General features: G+C 73.0%; 19 protein-coding genes. 11 read left to right on the top strand and 8 right to left on the bottom strand.

Translation table 11 applies throughout. The annotated features are described in order from the left end of the window. Nucleotides 1-120: 120 nt before the first annotated feature. From QFW81_RS04850 to QFW81_RS04840, 3 genes are all read right to left on the bottom strand, one after another. Entirely contained in the window at nt 121-363 is a 243-nt protein-coding gene (locus tag QFW81_RS04850) for a hypothetical protein (protein WP_280577493.1), read from the bottom strand. Nucleotides 364-496: 133 nt separating this feature from the next. After that, nucleotides 497-1,546, bottom strand: a complete 1,050-nt coding sequence (locus QFW81_RS04845) for a chorismate transformation FkbO/Hyg5 family protein (RefSeq protein ID WP_280577464.1) — start codon at nt 1,544-1,546, stop codon at nt 497-499. Then, a complete protein-coding gene (locus QFW81_RS04840; RefSeq protein ID WP_280577463.1) occupies nt 1,543-2,916 on the bottom strand; it encodes an NAD(P)/FAD-dependent oxidoreductase in 1,374 nt (457 codons plus the stop codon). Before QFW81_RS04840 ends, QFW81_RS04845 begins: the two co-directional genes overlap by 4 nt. A 178-nt stretch (nt 2,917-3,094) precedes the next feature. Between QFW81_RS04840 and QFW81_RS04835 the strand changes: the two genes are divergently transcribed. The 10 genes from QFW81_RS04835 (at nt 3,095) to QFW81_RS04790 (ending at nt 11,083) form a co-directional block, all read left to right on the top strand. Continuing rightward, the gene (locus tag QFW81_RS04835) at nt 3,095-3,364 is read left to right on the top strand and encodes a phosphopantetheine-binding protein (RefSeq protein WP_280577462.1); all 270 of its coding nucleotides are present in this window, start codon (nt 3,095-3,097) and stop codon (nt 3,362-3,364) included. Beyond that, nucleotides 3,361-4,044, top strand: coding sequence for a COG4648 family protein (locus QFW81_RS04830; RefSeq protein WP_280577460.1), 684 nt, complete (start codon nt 3,361-3,363; stop codon nt 4,042-4,044). The genes QFW81_RS04835 and QFW81_RS04830 overlap by 4 nt, the downstream gene beginning before the upstream one ends. Before the next feature lie 143 nt (nt 4,045-4,187). Beyond that, a complete protein-coding gene (locus QFW81_RS04825) occupies nt 4,188-4,895 on the top strand; it encodes a lysophospholipid acyltransferase family protein (RefSeq protein WP_425603979.1) in 708 nt (235 codons plus the stop codon). Between the two features lie 7 nt (nt 4,896-4,902). After that, nucleotides 4,903-5,208, top strand: a complete 306-nt coding sequence (locus QFW81_RS04820; RefSeq protein ID WP_280577458.1) for an ApeI family dehydratase — start codon at nt 4,903-4,905, stop codon at nt 5,206-5,208. After that, nucleotides 5,205-6,221 carry a lysophospholipid acyltransferase family protein gene (locus QFW81_RS04815; protein WP_280577457.1) on the top strand — a complete coding sequence of 339 codons (1,017 nt, stop codon included), beginning with the start codon at nt 5,205-5,207 and terminating at the stop codon, nt 6,219-6,221. The genes QFW81_RS04820 and QFW81_RS04815 overlap by 4 nt, the downstream gene beginning before the upstream one ends. Then, the gene (locus QFW81_RS04810; RefSeq protein ID WP_331488033.1) at nt 6,139-6,786 is read left to right on the top strand and encodes a LolA-related protein; all 648 of its coding nucleotides are present in this window, start codon (nt 6,139-6,141) and stop codon (nt 6,784-6,786) included. Before QFW81_RS04815 ends, QFW81_RS04810 begins: the two co-directional genes overlap by 83 nt. Then, on the top strand, nt 6,783-9,143 hold the full coding sequence (locus QFW81_RS04805) for an MMPL family transporter (RefSeq protein ID WP_280577454.1): 2,361 nt from the start codon (nt 6,783-6,785) through the stop codon (nt 9,141-9,143). The genes QFW81_RS04810 and QFW81_RS04805 overlap by 4 nt, the downstream gene beginning before the upstream one ends. Before the next feature lie 2 nt (nt 9,144-9,145). Then, nucleotides 9,146-9,619, top strand: coding sequence for a hotdog family protein (locus QFW81_RS04800; protein ID WP_425603978.1), 474 nt, complete (start codon nt 9,146-9,148; stop codon nt 9,617-9,619). Between the two features lie 188 nt (nt 9,620-9,807). After that, nucleotides 9,808-10,539 (top strand): 3-oxoacyl-ACP reductase FabG, encoded by a 732-nt coding sequence (gene fabG, locus QFW81_RS04795; protein WP_280577452.1) that lies wholly within the window; start codon nt 9,808-9,810, stop codon nt 10,537-10,539. An 82-nt stretch (nt 10,540-10,621) separates the two neighbouring features. Continuing rightward, nucleotides 10,622-11,083, top strand: coding sequence for a hypothetical protein (locus QFW81_RS04790; RefSeq protein ID WP_280577450.1), 462 nt, complete (start codon nt 10,622-10,624; stop codon nt 11,081-11,083). Nucleotides 11,084-11,279: 196 nt separating this feature from the next. On the opposite strand, the gene QFW81_RS04785 is transcribed toward QFW81_RS04790, so the two are convergent. Genes QFW81_RS04785 through QFW81_RS04770 form a run of 4 tightly spaced genes read right to left on the bottom strand, consistent with a single transcriptional unit; the run spans nt 11,280 to nt 15,729 of the window. Next, on the bottom strand, nt 11,280-12,914 hold the full coding sequence (locus QFW81_RS04785) for an NAD(P)/FAD-dependent oxidoreductase (RefSeq protein WP_280577449.1): 1,635 nt from the start codon (nt 12,912-12,914) through the stop codon (nt 11,280-11,282). A 58-nt stretch (nt 12,915-12,972) separates the two neighbouring features. Continuing rightward, nucleotides 12,973-13,755 (bottom strand): glycosyltransferase family 2 protein, encoded by a 783-nt coding sequence (locus QFW81_RS04780; RefSeq protein ID WP_280577448.1) that lies wholly within the window; start codon nt 13,753-13,755, stop codon nt 12,973-12,975. Further along, nucleotides 13,748-14,527, bottom strand: a complete 780-nt coding sequence (locus QFW81_RS04775) for a beta-ketoacyl synthase chain length factor (protein ID WP_280577447.1) — start codon at nt 14,525-14,527, stop codon at nt 13,748-13,750. The genes QFW81_RS04780 and QFW81_RS04775 overlap by 8 nt, the downstream gene beginning before the upstream one ends. Then, nucleotides 14,524-15,729 (bottom strand): beta-ketoacyl-[acyl-carrier-protein] synthase family protein, encoded by a 1,206-nt coding sequence (locus tag QFW81_RS04770; protein ID WP_280577445.1) that lies wholly within the window; start codon nt 15,727-15,729, stop codon nt 14,524-14,526. Before QFW81_RS04770 ends, QFW81_RS04775 begins: the two co-directional genes overlap by 4 nt. A 64-nt stretch (nt 15,730-15,793) precedes the next feature. Here QFW81_RS04770 and QFW81_RS04765 point away from each other — a divergent pair, with 64 nt between their 5' ends. After that, a complete protein-coding gene (locus QFW81_RS04765) occupies nt 15,794-16,519 on the top strand; it encodes a YdcF family protein (protein ID WP_280577444.1) in 726 nt (241 codons plus the stop codon). A 99-nt stretch (nt 16,520-16,618) separates the two neighbouring features. Here the strand turns inward: QFW81_RS04765 and QFW81_RS04760 are convergent, their stop codons facing one another. After that, nucleotides 16,619-18,922, bottom strand: a complete 2,304-nt coding sequence (locus tag QFW81_RS04760) for a S9 family peptidase (protein ID WP_280577443.1) — start codon at nt 18,920-18,922, stop codon at nt 16,619-16,621. Nucleotides 18,923-18,969 lie beyond the last annotated feature (47 nt).

The following is an 18,969-nucleotide window of genomic DNA, read 5'->3' as shown; positions in this document are numbered from 1 at the left end:
GCGACGCGTGAGGACCGTGCGCGAGGACGCGTGCCGCCGTTCCGGGCGGCGGCCACTGGCGACTCCGCCCGCGTGTGCGGCGATGGCACACGGCGGCGCGAACGCCGCCGTGCCGACCCCTCAGATCAGGCCGCCGCCGAGCCCCAGCCGCCAGATCGCGACGATGATGACGATGCCGTTGATGATCAGGCCCGCCTTGGCGCGCCCGCGACGGCCGGTGCGGGTCACCAGCAGGCCGATCGCGGCGACGATCGCGCCGACCGCGGCGAACGGGATCAGCAGCCAGTTGGTGATGCCGATGAACGGGATCAGGGCGAGCACCATCCAGATCATCGCGATGATGCCCCAGACCAGGCTGATCATTCCCATGGTGACGATTCTCCTCGGTACCGGGCCCGATGCCCGTGGTGACAGGACTGCGCGTGCGGGGCGATTGTGACCGAAGTGCCGGATGGACGCCGTCGCCGCGTGCCGCGCGCCGCGCAAGTCGTCCGGCTCAGCCGGCGCCGTGCACGCCGTCGATCTCGATCGCCAGCTCGCGCCGGCAGATCGCGGCGTGCAGCACGATCCGCGGCACCCGGTTTCCGAAGCGCGACTGCAGGGCGTCGGCCACCAGCGGCAGGTCGCCGGCGTCGCGCACGTAGACCTTGAGCCGGGTGCCGGCGCCGAACCGCGCCGGCAGCGCCGCCGCGCGACTGCGCGCGGCGTCCAGCAGCGCGTCGAAGTTGGCGAAGGTCTCGTCCAGCTGCGCCAGCAGTTCGCCGTCGTGGCACGAGGCATGCCCGACCACGGCGGCGGTGCCCGAGAGCAGCAGCGGCATCTGCGCGCCGGGCGGCGGCAGCATCGCGCGGGCGAAGCTCGGCGGCTGCGGGCCGTATTCGCGCGGATAGCGGTAGGCGCTGACCTGGCGCGGGTTCTCGACCGGAGTGCCCGGCGTGCGCGCGGCCAGCCAGTACACCTGGATGGTGCGCGCGTCGTCGCAGCGGCCGATGGCGGTGGCGGCCGGCAGCGCGCCGGCGTCGAAGTCGCCCAGGCCGCGCGCGCGGCCGACGCAGAAGCGGCGATAGCGCTCGGCGTCGCCGTGGCCCAGGGTGATCGCGTCGAGGTAGTTCCACACCCGCAGCAGGTGCGGGTATCCGCTGGCACCGACGAAGCGCGTGAGCGCCCGGTAGGCGGCTTCGGCGGCGAGCGCGATGCCGCTGTTGTCGCCGTCGCCGGTATGGCCGGCCGGTTCGTCGACCTCGATCGCGCCGAACAGCAGCTGCCCGTCGCACGACCAGGCGATCTCCGCGCCCGCTTCCGCGGCCGGCTCGCGCCCGGCCTGGACCGGCGCGGACGCGTGCCAGACCTCGAACGGCGCCGGGCCGTGCGGCTGCAGCGGCACGCGCAGGTAGCGCGGGTCGGGGTCGCGCGGCGCCGCGTCGCCGAAGCCCAGCACCGCCAGCACGTCGTCGCGCGCGAGCAGGGCGTCGGGCGTGGCCGCTTCCACGTATTCGACCTGCAGCCGCGGCGGCGCCACCGGTGGAAGCGGGACCGGGCGGCTCACGGGCTGCCCTCGTGCAGGGTGTCGCCGGCGAAGGCGGCGCGCGCCTGGCGGCGGCGCGCGCGCCAGCCGCGCAGCGCCCGTGGCGCGATCGCGATCGCGTTGGCCGCGTACACCAGCCGGAACAGGTACAGCCGCCAGCCCACCCGGCGGTTGTCGAACACGTCGCCGGCCAGCATCGAGATCACCGCCTGCTCCAGCTGCCAGTCGTTGCGCGGCGCGGAGAACAGGCGCCGCATCACCGGGGTGTTGAAGCGCTGGATGAACCAGGCGAAGTGGCGCATGCCGCGCCGCAGCCGCCGGCGCATCGCGCGCTGCAGCGCCGGTTCGCGCGACGGATCGCGCAGCGCGCCGTCGACCACCGCGGCGGCCTCGCGCGCGCTGTCCATCGCCAGGAACACGCCGGAGGAGAAGATCGGGTCGAGGAACGCGTAGGCATCGCCGAGCAGCATCCAGCCCGGGCCGGCCATGCGCGTGGCGCCGTAGGAGTAGTTGCCGGTCGCGTGCACCGGGGCCACCCGCTGCGCGTCCTGCATGCGGGCCCACACGCCGGGATTGGCCTGCAGCGTGCGCATCAGCAGCGCCTCGTTGTCGCGGCCGCCGTCCGCGACGTTGCGCTGCTTCAGGTAGTCCGGGGAGCAGACCACGCCCACGCTCATGACATCGTCCGGGAGCGGGATCAGCCAGTACCAGCCATGGTCGAAGCGGGCCACGGTGATGTTGCCCGCATCCGCGCCGGGGTGCCGGGCGACGCCGCGGAAGTGGCTGAACACCGCCGCCGACTGGTGGCGCGGATCCTTGCGCTTGAGCCGGCGGCGCGCGGCCAGGAAGGTGTCGCGGCCGCTGGCATCGAGCAGGTAGCGCGGTGCCCAGCGCAGCACCGCGCCATCGGCGTCGCGCGCCTCGACCACGCCGGGGCGGTCGCCGGGACCGAAGCCCACTTCGACCACCCGGGTGCGCTCGCGCGTGTCCGCGCCGCAGGTGCGCGCGTGCGCGAACAGCAGCTGGTCGAACTGGTCGCGCCGCACATGCAGGGCATGGTCGTGGCGCGGATCGAGCGCGCGGCTGAAGTGGAACACGTAGCGTCCGCCGCCCGTCTCCTCGAGCGGGAAGTCCGCGCCCGGCTTGTGCACGCCGATCGCCCGCACCTGCTCGAGCACGCCGAGCTCGGCCAGGATCGGCAGGTTCATCGGCAGCAGCGATTCGCCGATGTGGAAGCGCGGGTGGGCGTCCTTCTCCAGCAGCACCACGCGCCAGCCGCGGCGCGCAAGCAGCGCGGCGGCGGTGCTGCCGGCCGGACCACCGCCGATCACCAGGACGTCGCAGTCCTCGGGCGGGGGCGGGGTACTGGCGGGCGGGGCTTGGCTGGCCATCCGGAGGTCGTCTGCGGTCGGGGCGGGCGGAGCGGGTGCGCATGATAGCGGACGTCCGGCGCGCGGCCGGACGCGCCACCGCCCCCCGGGCGGGGCGTTCCTGAACGGCGTGGCGCGGGTTGCGCACGGCGGCGCGATGCCGGATCGTTGCGGGTCCTGTCCGAACGACCCGATGCCGATGCCCGTGCAAACAGACGCCGAACGCGAACTCGCCGAACTGCTGGTCGAGAGCCTGAACCTGGACGGGGTGGCCGCGGACGGGATCGATCCCGAGGCGCCGCTGTTCAACGCCGGCCTGGGCCTGGATTCGATCGATGCGCTCGAGCTGGCGCTGGCGATCAGCAAGCGCTACGGCTTCCAGCTGCGCTCGGACAGCGATGAGAACCGCCGCATCTTCGCTTCGCTGCGGGCGCTGTCCGAACACGTCCAGCAACACAGAACGACTTGATCCCGACCCTGCAGATCGCACTGGCGGTGGCCTACGCGCTGCTGGCGCACGGCGCCAGCGCCGGCGACGACGCGCGCCTGGCGTTCGCCGCCCTGCTGGTGCTGGTGGCGATGGTCCTGGCGGCGCCGCTGCTGCACCTGCGGCCGTGGGCGTTCGCGCTCGCGGCGCTGTCGACGGCCGCTGCGTGGTGGCTGTACCGGCAGGGCCTGGCCACGCTGCCGCTGCTGCTGGTGCCGGTGGTGTTCGTGGCGCTGGTGGCCTGGGTGTTCGCGCGCAGCCTGGTCGCCGGGCGGGTGCCGCTGATCACCAGGATCGTGTGCGGCCTGGATGGCGATTCGCCCGAGCGACTGCCCGCGGACGTCGCCGCCTACGCGCGCGGCCTGACCGCGATCTGGGCCGGCCTGCTGGTGCTGATGGCGGTTGCCAACCTGGTACTGGCGCTGCTGGCCAGTCCCGGCGGATTGCTGGCGCAGGCAGGCATCGACCCGCCCTGGCCGATCACGCACGAACAGTGGTCCTGGGTGGCGAACCTGCTGGGCTATGGCGTGGTCGGGGGCTTCTTCGTGCTCGAGTTCCAGTACCGGCGCCATCGCTTTCCCGAGCGCAACCCGGGCTTCTTCGGATTCCTGCGCCGCCTCGGCGGGCTGGGTCCGGCCTTCTGGCGGGACGTGCTGCGATGAGCCCGGACGGCATGCACGGCGATCCCGCCGCTAAGGGAACCGCCCGGGGCGACGATATCCTGTGCAACGATCGCACGGGAGCAATATTCCCCATGGAGGCGGGGCGGGTGACGACAGGGGCTGTGCTGTGGCGGGCGTACAACATGCTCCAGCTGGCGGTCGGCCTGGTCTGGACCGCGGCCTGGATCACGCTGGCGCTGCTACTGCGGCCGCTGTCGGGGCCGCAGGCGCGGCTGCCGCTGCGGATGGCGTCGCGGTGCTGGGGGCCCGGGCTGCTGCTGCTGGCCGGCGCGCGCCTGGAGGTCGAGGGCGCGGACAACGTGGACTGGTCCAGACCCTGCCTGCTGGTCGCCAACCACCAGTCGATCTTCGATATCTGCGCCCTGTTCCGCGCGGTCCCGGTGCCGCTGCGCTTCCTGCTCAAGGAGGAAATGAAGCGGGTGCCGTTCGTGGGCTGGTATGCGCGCGCCACCGGCATGCTGTTCATCGTGCGCGACAACGCCCGCGCCGGCGCCCTGTTCCGGCGCCAGGCCGCGGCCGTGCTGGAAGGTGGCCAGAGCCTGTGCCTGTTTCCCGAGGGCACCCGCAGCCGCAGCGGCGAGGTCGGCCCGTTCAAGGGCGGGTCGCTGCAGGCGGCGATCGATGCCGGGGTGGCGGTGGTGCCGGTGGCCCTGCAGGGCGCCGGCCGGGTGCTGCCGGCGGAGGGGTTCTTCCAGGCCCGCCCGGGGATCATCCGCGTGGCCTTCGGCAAGCCGATCCCGGTGCGCGAGGACGGCGTCCCGGTGCGCCGCCAGGTGCTGGCCGATCGCGCCCGCGACGTCGTGCTGGCGATGCTGAAGGCCCGGGACTGAGCGGCGCATGCGGTTCGTGATCGATCCCGGCCATCCCGCCCTGCCCGGACATTTCCCGGGCCAGCCCGTGGTGCCCGGCGTGGTGGTGCTGGACCATGTGCTGGAGGCGATCGAGCGCGGCGCAGGGCCGCTGGGCGCGCTGCGGATGCCGCAGGTGAAGTTCGTGCAGCCGCTGCTGCCGGGCGAGGCCGCCGAGATCGCGATCGAGCCGGTCGCACCCATGCCTGCGGCGCGCTGGCGCTTCCGCGTGCTGCGCGGGGACGCGCTGATCGCCAGCGGCGAGATCGCGGTGGCGCAGGGGACGCCGGCATGACCGTGGACTGGAAGCAGCGTCCGGAGGGCGGCAGCCGCCTCGGGCTGGCCGTGATCCGCGCCGTCGCCTGCCATGGCGGGCGACCGCTGGCGCGGCTGCTGCTGTATCCGACCACGCTGTATTTCCTGCTCCGCCGCGGACCCGAGCGCCGCGCGTCGATCGCCTTCCTGCGTCGCGCGCTGGGCCGGCCGGCGCGGCTGCTGGACGGCGCGCGCCACATCCACACCTTCGCCTCCACCATCCTCGACCGGCTGTACCTGCTCGACGGCAAGCCGGGGCGGTTCGAGGTCGAGGTGCGGGGGGTGGAGGCGCTGGCGGCGAAGGTGGACGAAGGCCGCGGCGTGCTGCTGTTCGGCTCGCACCTGGGCAGTTTCGAGGCGATGCGCGTGCTCTCGCGCGAGCGCCCGGGGCTCAAGCTGCGGGTGGTGCTGGACAAGGCCCACAGCCGCGCGCTGACCCAGGTGCTCGATGCGCTCGCGCCGGAGATCGCCGCCGGCGTGATCGATGCCGGCCAGGACGGCCCGGCGCTGATGCTGCAGATCCAGCAGGCCGCGGCCGAAGGCGCGCTGGTCGCGCTGCTGGTCGACCGCACCCTCCCGGGCCAGCCGGCGGTGACGGCACCGTTCCTCGGCGCGCCGGCGCCGTTCCCGCTGGCGCCATGGCAGATGGCGGCGGTGCTGAAGCTGCCGGTCATGCTCGGCTTCGGCCTGTACCGCGGCGGCAACCGCTATTCGCTCGAGTTCGAGCCCTTCAGCGATCCCATCGACGCACCGCGCGGCCGGCGCGAGGCCGTGCTGGCCGCGCTCATCCGCGGTTACGCCGCGCGGCTGGAGCATCATGCGCGGCTGGCGCCCTACAACTGGTTCAACTTCTACGATTTCTGGCATGTCGACCAACAGCAGCTCCGTTCCGTTCCGCAGGCCTCCACCGATGCGCCCCCGTCGCTGCTGGCCGGCGGCGTGCCTGCTGCTGGCGATGGCGCCGTCGGCGTGGGCGCAGGCCAGCCCCGATAGCGGCGCGATCCTGCGCGCGCTGGCCCGCCCGGTGCCGGCGGCCACGCCGTTCGTGGAAGTGCGCGAGTCGCAGATGCTCAAGGCGCCGCTGCGCGTGAGCGGCGAGTACCGCCGGCCGGATGCCGGGACCCTGGTGCGCGAGGTGCGCGCCCCCTATGCCGAGACCACCACCATCCGCGACGGCGAAGCGGTGCTGGCGCGCGCCGGCAAGCCGGACCGGCGGTTCCCGCTGGCGCGCGCGCCGGAACTGGCCGCGCTGCACGGCAGCTTCGGCGCGCTGCTGGCCGGCGATGCCGAGACGCTGCGCCGCCACTACACCATCGACGCGCAGGGCGGCGCCGATCGCTGGTCGCTGCGGCTGGTGCCGCGCGACCCGAAGCTCGCCGCGCGCCTGCGCGACCTGGTGCTGCACGGGCGTGGCGCCGACCTGCACTGCATCGAGAACACGCCGGTCAAGGGCGACGTGCAGCGCACGTTGACGGGCGTCGCGGCCGAGGCCGCGATCCGCGCCGGCGATGCCGCCGACATCGCCGCGCTGTGCCGCGGCGGCGCCGGCGTCGGATGAGCGCACGTGCGCGCCTGGCCTGCGCGCTGGCGTGGCTGGCGCTGCTGCTGGCCGGCGGTACGTGGCTGTCGCAATCGCTCACCGTCAGCGGCGACCTGCGCCGCTTCCTGCCCGATGCGCGCACGCCCGAACAGCGGCTGCTGATCGACGAGCTGGGCGAAGGACCCGGCTCGCGCCTGCTGCTGCTGGCGCTGTCGGGCGCGGAGCCTGACGTACTCGCGGCCCGGTCGCACGCGATGCGCGAGGCGCTTGCCGGCGATGCGCGCTTCGCCTTCGTCGCCAACGGCGCCGAGGCGGGCCTGGACGCGATTCCCGAACGCCTGCGGCCGTACCGCTACCTGCTCTCGCCGACGCTCGATGCGCAGGCGTTCGACGCCGCCTTCCTGGGTGAGGCGCTGGAGGCGCGGCTGCAGGACCTGGGCTCGCCCGCGGCAGACCTGGTCGAGCCGCTGCTGGCGTCCGACCCCACCCTGGAAACGCTCGCCCTGGCCGAGGCCTGGATGCCGGCGCACGCGCCCCGCACGCTGCACGAAGCGTGGTTCGACCGTGCCGGCGCGCAGGCGCTGCTGCTGGTGGAAACGCGCGCGGCGGGCTTCGACCCCGATGGACAGCGAGAAGCGGTCGACGCGATCGAGGCTGCGTTCGCCGCCAGCGGCGGAGCAGCGGACGCCATGCTGGAGATCAGCGGCCCGGGTGCGTTCGCCGACGAAATCGGCACCCGCACCGCACGCGAGGCGCGCTGGATCGGCACGGTCGACAGCATCGGCCTGGTGCTGCTGCTGCTGCTCGCCTACCGCAGCTGGAAGATCCCGCTGCTGGGCGTGCTGCCGCTGGCCAGCGCCGGCCTGGCCGGACTGGCGACGCTGATGCTGCTGTTCGGCGACCGCGTGCACGGCATCACCATCGCCTTCGGCTTCACCCTGATCGGGGTGGTGCAGGACTATCCGATCCACTTCTTCAGCCACCAGCACGCGGGGCTCTCGCCCTGGCGCAGCGTGCGCCGGCTGTGGCCGGCGCTGGCCACCGGCGTGGCCGCGACCTGCATCGCCTACCTCACGTTCCTGTTCGCCGGCGTCGACGGCCTGCGCCAGCTGGCGGTGTTCACCATCGTCGCCCTGGCCACCGCGGCGCTGTGCACGCGCTTCGCGCTGCCGGGGCTGATCGATCCGGCGCAGCGCGATGTCGCTGATTCGCCACGGCTGCTGGCGCTGTGGCACCGGATCGAACGCCTGCCGCGTCCGCGCTGGTCGCTGGTCGCGCTGGCGCTGGCGGCACTGGCCGTCGTGGCGCTGCGCCCGGGCGCGTTCTGGCAGAACGATCTCTCGCGCCTGACGCCGGTGGCCGAACCGCTGCTGCAGCGCGACGCGGCGCTGCGGGCCGAGCTCGGCGCGCCGGACGTGCGCTACGTGCTGACGCTGCAGGCCGCCGATGCCGACGCCGCGCTCGCCGCCAGCGAACGGATGCGTCCGGCGCTGGACGCGCTGGCGGGCGCGGGCGCGATCGACGGCTACGACCTGGCGGCGCGCTACCTCCCCAGTGCGGCACGCCAACGCGAACGGCAGCGGGCGCTGCCGTCGGCGGACGCGCTGCAGCGGGCGCTCGACGCCGCGGTCGCGGACTCGCCGTTCCGCGCCGACGCGTTCGCTCCGTTTCTCGCCGACGTCGAGCGCGCGCGCACCGCGCCGCCGCTGCAGGCGCGCGACCTGGACGGCACGCCGCTCGCCACGCGCGTCGAAGGCCTGTTGCTGGCAGGCGAGGGCCGAGCGACCGCCCTGGTCTCGCTCACCGGCCTGCGCGACGTGGAGGCAGTGGCGCGGATGGCGGCCGCGCACGGGGCGCAGCTGCTGGACATGAAGCAGGCCAGCGAATCGCTGGTCGCCGACTACCGCACCCGCATCCTCGGCGCGCTGGCGCTGGCGGCGCTGGGACTGGTGGCGACGGTCTGGTTCGCGCTGCGCACGCCGCGGCGCGTGTGGCGGGTGCTGCTGCCGATGGGGATGACCACGCTGCTGGTGCTGGCGGTGCTGCGCGGCTTCGGTGTCGAGTTGAACCTGTTCCACCTGGTCTCGCTGATCCTCGCCGCGGGGCTGGGGCTGGATTACGCGCTGTTCTTCGAACACGCCGGCGAGGACCGCGACGACCAGCTGCGCACCCTGCACGCGGTGATCGTATGCAGCCTGATGACCCTGCTGGTGTTCAGCCTGCTGGCGCTGTCGTCGATCCCGGTGCTGCGCGCGATCGGCAGCACGGTGGCGCTGGGCGTGGTGTTCAATTTCGTGCTGGCGCTGCTGGTGGCGCGCGCGCCGGTCGGTGGCGGGACGGCGTCGCGCACCGTGGTCCGGGATGAGCCGGCATGAGCATGGGCAATGCACACGAGGCCGATTCACCGCCCCCGGAGCCTGGACGCGGGCTCGATCGGGCCACCATCGAATCCCTGGTGCCGCACAAGGACGCGATGTGCCTGTGGGACGAGGTAATGGCCTGGGACGTCGAACGCATCCACCTGCGCGCGGACAACCATCGCGATCCCGCGCATCCGCTGCGCAGCGGCGGCGTGCTGCGCGCGCTGCACCTGTGCGAGTACGGCGCCCAGGCCATGGCCGTGCACGGGGGCGTGCTGGCGCGCGCGGCCGGCGGTGCCGCGCGGCCCGGGCTGCTGGTGGCGCTGCGCGAGGTACGGCTGCAGGTCGCGCGCATCGACACGTTGCCCGGCGCGATCGAATGCGAAGCGGGCGTGCTGGCCGCGGGCGAGACGAGCCAGCAGTACGCATTCCGCATCCATCACGCCGGCCAGCTGCTGGCCGAAGGGCGCGCGACGGCGATGCTGCGCTAGGCGCGGCGCCGGACCCGAATGGACGCGACCGACGGCGTGCCTGCGCGCATCGCGCAGGCACGCGCGCCCACGTTTCGGGCGTGTATCGGATCGCTGATGCCTCCGGCGCGAGGCCGGCAGCGACCTGGCGATCGCCACGGACCTGCGGCGCACGCCTTCGCGAGTCTGCATAATCCCCGCACCACACGATGGACGATGCGATGAAGCGTGCCCTTGTCACCGGCGGCAGCGGCGATCTCGGTGGTGCGATCTGCCGCCGGCTCGCGGCCGCGCACTGGCACGTGATCGTGCATGCCAATGCCAACCTCGCGCGCGCGGACAAGGTGGTGGACGCCATCCGCGGCAACGGCGGCAGCGCCGAGGCGATCGCCTTCGACGTCGCCGACGGCGAGGCTGCGGGCATCGCGATGGAGGGCCTGCTGGCCGGCGGCGCGATCCAGGCGGTGGTCAACAATGCCGGCATCCACGACGACGCCCCGATGGCGGGGATGTCCGACGCGCAGTGGAAGCGCGTGGTGGACGTCTCCCTGCACGGCTTCTTCCACGTCACCCGGCCGCTGCTGCTGCCGATGGCGCGCATGCGCTGGGGCCGCATCGTCAGCGTCTCCAGCGTCGCCGCCGTGCTGGGCAACCGCGGGCAGACGAACTATGCGGCGGCCAAGGCCGCGCTGCACGGTGCCAGCAAGTCGCTGGCGCGGGAAATGGGCTCGCGCGGCATCACCGCCAACGTGGTCGCGCCGGGCGTGATCGGCGGCGGCATGGCCGAGGGCGTGTTCGATCCGAACGCGATCCGGCGGATGGTGCCGGCGGCGCGCGCCGGCACCCCGGACGAGGTGGCGGCGCTGGTCGGCTTCCTGTGCTCGGACGAGGCCGGCTACATCAACGGCCAGGTGATCGGCATCGACGGCGGCATGAGCTGAGCGGACGGAGCGCGTGCGGCGTGTCGCATGCCGTTCACGCCGCCGGGCGGAGTATGGCGCCCTCCCGGCTGGAGTCGATGCCATGCGCCGTTTCGCCGTTCCCGTCCTGCTTGCCGCGATCGCGCTGCTCGCGGCCTGTTCCAGTTCGCACGTGCTCACCGGCACCCCCCGCCCGCCGATCGATCCGGCGCAGGTGCGGCTGTACTACGGGCCACCGCCCGGCGGCTTCGAGGAGATCGCGCGGCTGGAGGTCAACAGCGGCGCGCTCACCTACGGCGAGCAGAACAAGACCGACTCGGTGCTGCGCAAGCTGCGCGAGGAAGCCGCACGCCTGGGTGCGAACGGCATCCTGTTCCAGGGCACGGCCGATGGCCAGGGCGGCGGCGGGGTCAGCGTGGGCGGCGGCGGTGGCCGCGTCGGCGGCAGCAGCTATGGCGGCGTCGGGGTGGGGGTGAACATCTCACCGCGGCAGAAATACGCCAACGGCATCGCGATCTGGGTCCCGAACCCGCCGCCAGCGGATCCGGCGCCCGCGACGCCGTAGGACGGGTGGCGGTCGCGGCAGGGGATGGAGGCCGCTGCGGTCGCGTCGTAATGCGCCATGGCCAGGGATGGGCGGTCTCGCGACGCACGAGCCTTCCGTAGTCCTTGATCCTTAATCCGTAGTCCGGAATGCGCGGCATCGGGCGCGGGTCATGTGCCCGCGGCGCTCGGCGATCGCGCGCGCGGCTGCCGGGTCGTCAGGCCGCGATGCGCGCGTACCACTCCGCGGCCAGCGAGGCCTCGGGCTCGCCTCCGCCATCGGCATGCAGCATCGCCGACAGGCCGCCGTCGTCGATGTCGGGATGGTCGACGCGGGCGCGCTGCAGCAGTTCGCCGGCCAGCCAGCGCATGCGCGCCACGTTGGCCTCGATCCGGGCCAGGAAGGCGGGCGCGTCCAAGGTGTCGTTGAGCGCACGGTTCATCTCGCGGAACCAGTCGATGCGGAACTGGTCGAGCAGGCGCGCGGTCGGCGGCGCGCGTCCGGCGTTGCGCCGGCCCCATTCGCGCAGCAGCGGCTGCACCGCCAGGTTCAGCGCGCGGGCCTGTTCGAACGCCGGACGCAGCCGGCCGAGCGTGGGGAGGTCGGTCAGCCGCCCGGCGAAGAACAGCGGCGCCAGCAGCGCCCAGTAGTAGGTGTAGTCCCAGATCACCTTCAGCGGCATCACCCGCTCGTCGCCGAACAGCGGATACTGGTCCTGGTAGAGGGTGAGCGTGTTCTCGTAGAACGAGAAATACAGCTGCTCGTACAGCGCGACGTAGGGCTCGAACCCGGTGCCCGCGGCATCGCGCCCGATCAGGTCGCAGATGTAGGTGTTGGCGATGGCGATGAAATCGCTGCCCGGCGAGTAGAACGGATCGAGGAACACCCCCGCCTCGCCGGTGGTCGCCCAGCGGTTGCGGGAGAAGACCTGGCTGGCGCCGTAGGAGAAATCGCGCAGGAACATGAAGTCCTGCAGCGTGTGCTCGGCGCGGTCCAGGCTCGCGGCGACCTGCGGCTGGTGGATGCGCAGCCAGTCCATCGCCCTGGCGTGCGTGTTCATGGTCTCCAGCGGATGCATCGCCGCATCGCAGACGATGCCCAGCGAATGCGCGCCCGACGCCAGCGGGATCAGCCAGAACCAGTAGCCCGGTCCGCACATGTGGTTGGTCGAGCGCCAGCGGTCGGGCGGATCGCAGCGCTGCAGCCACTGGGCGTCGCCCGACCATCCGTTCGGGTCGACGATGCCGTCCACGCGCCACCAGACCGCGTTGGCGACATGGTCGTTGCCTTGCGCCAGCCCGAGCTTGCGCTTGAGCAGTCCGGCACGGCCGCTGGCGTCCACCACCCAGCGGCAGGCGAGTGTCCGTTCGTCCTCGCCAGCCGCGTAGCGCACCACGTGGTCGGTGTCGTCGTCGGCCAGCTCGATGCCACGCACCACCGCGCCGTCCTCGAAACGCACCCCGTGTTCGCGCGCGAGCGTGCCCAGGTGGTTCTCGAACCGGCCCCGGTCGATCTGCCACGACGGCGTCGGCAGCAGCTGGCTCACGCCCAGCTCGGTGCAGTCGCCGATCGCGTGGCTGCCTTCGGAGAAGAAGAAGCGGAAACCGAATTTTCGGATCTGTTCGGTTTCCAGGTGGTCGCGCAGACCGAGCACGTCGGCGAAGTAGCGGGCGCCGATCTCGACCGTGGATTCGCCGACCTTGTGCGCCGCCTCGCGCACCGGATGCGCCCGGCGCTCGATCACCGCCACCGACAGCCCCGGCTGCTGCTGCCGCAGCTGCAGGGCCAGGGTCAGGCCGGCGAGCCCGCCGCCCAGGATGGCGACGTCGGCGCGGTCGGTAGGCTGGGGCATGGCGGGTCCGGGGGCGGGCGGGGACTGCGAGCCTACCGCACGCCGGCGCCCGCCGTGTTCACGTGCCGGGGTCGTACACCACCGGCGGCCGCGCCCGCGCATCGCGGTAGCGCTTCAGTATCCCGCCCCGGCTCCACACCTGCCCGACCACGTGCGAGGTGATCCGGTACAGGTCGCGGAACAGCTTGAAATGGCTCTTGCGGAACTGCTCGCTCGAGCCGGGGACCGCATAGCGCGTCTCCACCGGCACCGACACCACTCCGAACCCCAGCCGGCGGGCGGCGGAGATCAGCAGTTGCGCCTCGAACACGAAGCCCTCGCCGGGCACATCCTCCAGCGCGAGCACCGGGGCCGGGTACAGCCGCTGTCCGCTCTGGCTGTCGAACAGCCGGAAGCCGCAGGCCCAGGCGATGCCCCAGTCGCCGAAGTCGTTGCCCAGGTGCCGGTACCAGGGCTGGGTCTCGCGCTTCTTCAGCCGCGCCCCGTTGACGATGTTGCCGGGGTGCGCGTTCGCCGCCGCCACCAGGCGCGGGATGTCCGAGGCGCGGTGCTGGCCGTCGCCGTCCATGGTCACCACCGCCGCCATGCCGCGGCGCAGGGCCTCGGCGAAACCGGTGCGCAGCGCCTGGCCCTTGCCCATGCGGCGCGGGTGTCGCAGCAGCACCGCCGGCAGCGCCGAGACGATCGCGGCGGTGTCGTCGTCGGAGCCGTCGTCGACCACGATCACCAGGTCGCCGTGCGCCAGCGCGTCCTCGACCACGCCGCGGATGCGCAGCGCCTCGTCCAGTGCGGGGATCACCACCGCGACGTTGCCGCGGTGCAGCGTCGGCTGCTCAACCATGCGCGAGGTCCAGGCGCAGCCGGCGGCCGGGCCCGGCATGCAGGTCCAGGTGCGCGGCGCCCGTGGCGAGCGCGTCCAGCAGCGGCAGCATCGGTGCCATCGCATTGGCGCGGCCGCGGGTCGCGAGCACGCCCGCGCCGCCGGCGGCCTCGCCGTCCTCGAGCGTCGCGACCAGGCGCGGGCCGGTGCCTGTGCGCGTGAGCACCAGCGCGGCACCGAGCAGGCCCTCGCTGTGGGTGATCGTCCCCAGCAGCCCGGACGAGGCGGTGTCGTAGCCCACCAGCAGCACCGCGTCGGTATCGGTGGCCAGCTGCGACAGCGCTTCCAGCAGTCCCTGGGCGAACGTGGCGCGGTGCGCGCTGATCGCGGTCGCGGTGCGCATGCAGCCGCTGCCGATGGTCCAGTACCCCGCGGCGGCGTTGTGCACGGAGTTGTGGAACTTGGTCGGCGAGACGTCGGTGGGAGTGCCGGCCAGGGTGGCGCACATGTAGTCGGTGATGCCGAGGTCGCCATGGGTCGAGGCGAACACCGACGGCAGCGAGGCCGGGTCGCGGCCGGCATCGCGACAGGCGGCCAGTGCGACCTCCAGCGCCACCAGCACCGAGGGCGGCGCGCGCCGGCGTTCGTTCGGCGCCAGCAGCTGCGGCGCCGGCCGTGCCGGCGCATCCGTCGGCAGCGTGCCGCCGGCGGCGAACGCGCGCGCCGCGGTCCAGTCGGGCAGGCCGTCGCTCCAGTAGCCGACGCCGGAGATGCTGGCCGCCAGCGCGCTCATGCGGCGTCCCCGCGGCCGAATACGAGCGAGCAGTTGTTGCCGCCGAAGCCGAAGGAGTTGTTCATCGCCAGCCCGATGTCGCGCTGCGCGTTGTCGAAGCGGATCTGCGGGCCGCAGGCAGGATCCGGCGCGCTGCTGTTGAGCGTGCCCGGGAGCAGCCCGTCGCGCAGCGCGAGCAGCGCGAACACCGATTCGACGATTCCGGCCGCGCCCAGGGTGTGGCCGGTCCAGCCCTTGGTCGAGCTGGCGTGCAGGGTCGGCGGGAACAGCGACGACACCGCCTGGGCCTCGATCGCATCGTTGGCCGGGGTCGAGGTGCCGTGCAGGTTCAGGTATCCCACGTCTGCAGCCTCCACGCCGGCGCGCGCCAGCGCATCGCGCATGGCCAGGCTCGCGCCGAGGCCCTCCGGATGTGGCGCGGACATGTGGTGCGCGTCGCTCGATTCGCCGTAGCCGCGCAGCTGCAGCGGCGCGTCCTCGCCCGGCGCCATGCGCTCGAGCAGGGCGAATCCGCCGGCTTCGCCCAGCGACAGTCCGTCGCGCGCGGCATCGAAGGGGCGGCAGGGCTGCTGCGACACCAGCCCCAGCGCGTTGAAGCCGAACAGCACGCTGCCGCACAGGGTGTCGACCCCGCCCACCAGGGCCGCATCCACCACCCCGGCCTGGATCAGCCGCGCCGCCTGCGCGAACACCTTGGCGCTGGAGGAGCAGGCGGTGGCCACGGTCACGCAGGGGCCGCGCAGGCCGGTCGCGTGCTGCAGGAAATCGCCCAGCGAGTGCGGTGTGTGGACGATCGGACGACGCAGGTCCTCCGGCATCGCGGGCGTGCCGTCGGCCGCCGGGATCGCGCGCGCGTAGGCCTCCTCGCTGGCGCCGATGCTGGAGGTGGACGTACCGACCACCAGCGCGACCCGGCCGGCGCCGTGGCGCGCCACCAGCGCCTCCAGGTCGCCCTGCAGACCATCCTGCGACAGCGCCAGCCAGGCCAGCCGGTTGTTGCGGCACTCCCACTGCGCCAGCCGATCGGGCAACGGTGCGTGCTCGAGGCCATCGACGCGGCCGATCCAGGTCGGCAGGGGCTGGTCACCGAAGTCGTTGCCGCGCAGCCCGCTCCGGCGCTGGCGCAGGGCCTGGGCCTGGGCTTCGCGGCCGCGGCCGACGGCGGTGGTGGCAGTGAAGGCGCGGATCGCCAGCGCAGGCATGGCTTGAGGCGATTGCGTTTCGACCACGGATGCCACCGGACGGGAAACCGTGGATTATATCGGCGTGGAACAGACCCACGATCACATCGACACGGCCGCGCCGCGCAACGGGCGGCTGGCCCACCGCGCCCGGCTGCTCGGCGACCGGCACGCCTGGACCGCGCTGGCCGTGGCGGGCGCCGCCTGCGTGTTCAGTTTCGGCCTGGTCTACGTCGGCTACTTCCTGCACGTGCTGCGGACCGCCCGGCGTGCCCCGAGCCGCCCGGCGGGCGAGGGTTGCCTGCTGGTGTTCGGCAAGCATGCGCCCGGCGGACGCGTCGACGCGGATTTCCGCGGGCGCCTGCGCCGCGCCGCCCACGTGTGGCGGCAGTCGCCGTCGCGGCCGATGGTGCTGCTGGGCGGCGGCTTCGGTATTGGCGCGAGCGAGGCCGAACTCGCACGGCGCGGACTGCTCGACGAAGGGGTCACGGACGAAGCCACGTGCCTGCTCGAATCGGGTTCGCGCGACACCTTGCAGAACCTGCGCAACGCACGCGTGCTGCTGTGCGGCCAGGCCGGCGCCGCACCGGTAGTGTTGCTGAGCAGCCGCTACCACCTGGCACGCTGTGCGCTGTTCGCCGGCTGGCTGGGCTATGAGCACGAACTGTGCGCGGCGGAACCTGCGCTGCGCTGGACACCATTGACGCTGTGGCGCATCGCCTGCGAATCGGCTTGCGTGTGCTGGGTCGACCTCGGCGCGCGCTGGGCGCGGCTGGTCGGCGACCGCGCGATGCTGGCCCGGATCGCCTGAGCGTCCTGCGCGGGCGACGTCGCCGCACACGGGACCATCCATCAGCGGCGTTGCGACCGGACCGTGGTCCGGCACCGGGCCCGGCCAGCGCCGGCGACCCTACCCGCCGGTCGCGAGGCAACGCCCGAGGAAGGACTCGGCCAACCGGTAGCGGTGCAGTGCGTCGCTGCCGCGCAGACCGTGCTTGGCGCCGGGGTAGGTCATCAGCTCGAACCCGGTGCCACGCTGCTGCAGGTCGCTCATCAGCGCGGTGGAGTTGGTGAACAACACGTTGTCGTCGGCCATGCCGTGGATCAGCAGCAGTGCGCCGGGGCGGATGCCCGCGGCGTGTTCGAGTACGCGCGCGTCGCGGTAACCGGCGGGGTTGGCGTTGGGCAGCCCCATGTAGCGTTCGGTGTAGTGGGTGTCGTACAGCGCCCAGTCGGTGACCGGCGCGCCGGCCACGCCGCAGGCGTAGTTGTCCGGTGCGCGGCCGAGCAGCATCAGCGCCATGTAGCCGCCGTTGGACCAGCCGTGCACGCCGATGCGTGCGCCGTCGACCCACGGCTGCGCGCGCAGCCATTCCACGCCCTTGCGCTGGTCGTCCACTTCCACCGTCCCCTGTACGCCGTACAGGGCGCCGCCGAACTCGCGCCCGCGCCGCGGTGTGCCGCGGTTGTCGAGCGAGAATACGACGTAGCCCTGCTGCGCGAGGTACTGGTTGAAGAACGCATCCGTCCGCCCGGGCCAGGCGTCGGTCACGGTCTGCGCCGCGGGCCCGCCGTAGACGTACACGACCACGGGATACCGGAGAGACGGATCGAAGCCGGCAGGCCGGATCAGGCTGTAGTGCAGCGGGGTCGCGCCGTCGGCCGCGGTCAGGGTGCCGAACTCCGTCGGCAGGTGGGCGGCGCGGAAGGACGCGTAGGGATGGTCGGGCGCGTCGAGGTCGTTCGGCACCAGGGTGGCGATGCGGGCACCGTCGGCCTTGAACAGTTCGATCTGCGGCGGGGTGGTGGTGTTCGACCAGTTGTCGACGTAGACGCTGGCGTTGCGCGCGAAGCTGGCGTTGTGGATCCCGTTCTCGCGCGAGAGCGTCTGGATGCGCCCGCCTTCGAGCGACACGGCATGGATGTGGCGCTGCGTCGGCGCCGCCACCGGCGCCGGCAGTTCGGCGTCGGTGCGCACGCCGGGCCGGCGCGTGACCATGCCGGCGCTGAAATACACCTGGCCTGCGGCCTGGTCGACCGCGAGCAGCGCGTCGACCGGCCAGTCGCCGCGGGTGAGCCGGGTCAGCGTCGAACCGTCCTCGCTGGCCAGGTACAGATGCTCGAATCCGTCGCGCTCGGACTGCCACACGAAGCGTCCGTCGTCGAGGAAGCGCAGGCTGTTGTGAAGCGGTACCCAGGTCCCGGACGTCTCGGTGATCAGGGTGCGCTGTGCGCCGGTAGCGAGCGTGGTCTCCACCAGATCGAGGCGCTGCTGGTCGCGCGACTGGCGCTGGAAGGTCAGCCGCGCCGGATCGCGCCAGTCGACGCGGGCGAGGTAGATGTCCTGCTCCGGGCCGAGGTCGATCCACTGCGGCTTCGCGCCCGCGCGCGGCGCGACCACGCCCAGGCGTACGCGCACGTTGGCCTCGCCGGCGGCCGGATAGCGCTGCTCGACCATCTCGGTGCGGTCGGCGTACATCTCGTAGCGTTTGACCAGCGGCACCGGCGACTCGTCGATGCGGGCAAAGGCGATGGCCGAATCGTCCGGTGCCCACCAGTAGCCGGTGTGGCGGTCCATCTCCTCGTCGGCGACGAATTCGGCGATGCCGTTGGCGACGGTGTCGCTGGCGTCGTGGGTCAGGCGGACTTCCCTGCCGCTGGCCAGGTCGATCACCCACAGCTCGCGCTCGCGCACGAAGCTGACGAAGCCGCCGCCGGGCGAGAGCTTGGGGTCGGTGGCGAAGCCGCCGTCACCGGTGAGCTTGCGAACCGCGTCGCGACCCGACTTCGCCAGGTCGTACAGGTACAGCTCGCCGCCGAGCGGGAACAGCAGCGACCGTGCGTCCGGCGCCCACTGGTAGTCGACGATGCCCGACAGCCCGGCGATGCGCTGGCGTTCCCGTCGCGCCTTCTCCTCGTCGCTGAGCGATTCCTCTCCGGGCAGCACCACGCGCGAATCGACCAGCATCCGCGTTTCGCCGCTGGCGATGTCGTATTCCCACAGGTCCAGCCGGTTGCGGTCGCTGTCCTTGCCGCGCAAGAAGCTCACGCGCGAGCCGTCGGGCGCGACCAGCGGCTTCATCAGCGTCGGGCCGGACAGCGGCGCATCTCCGGTGATGGCCTCGAGGGTGAGCTTGCCGGGGCGGGAGTCGGGCGCGGCGTGCGCGGCGGTGGCGGCGATCAGGGTCATGGTGAGCAGGGCGGTCAGGCGCATGGACGACATCCGGCGGGCTTGCCGCCCATTGTAGGAGCGCGTACCGC

Origin of the sequence: Luteimonas kalidii (assembly GCF_029887935.1) — a bacterium.
GTDB classification, from domain to species: domain Bacteria; phylum Pseudomonadota; class Gammaproteobacteria; order Xanthomonadales; family Xanthomonadaceae; genus Luteimonas; species Luteimonas kalidii.
This window is presented reverse-complemented; position numbering and strand designations above follow the sequence as displayed.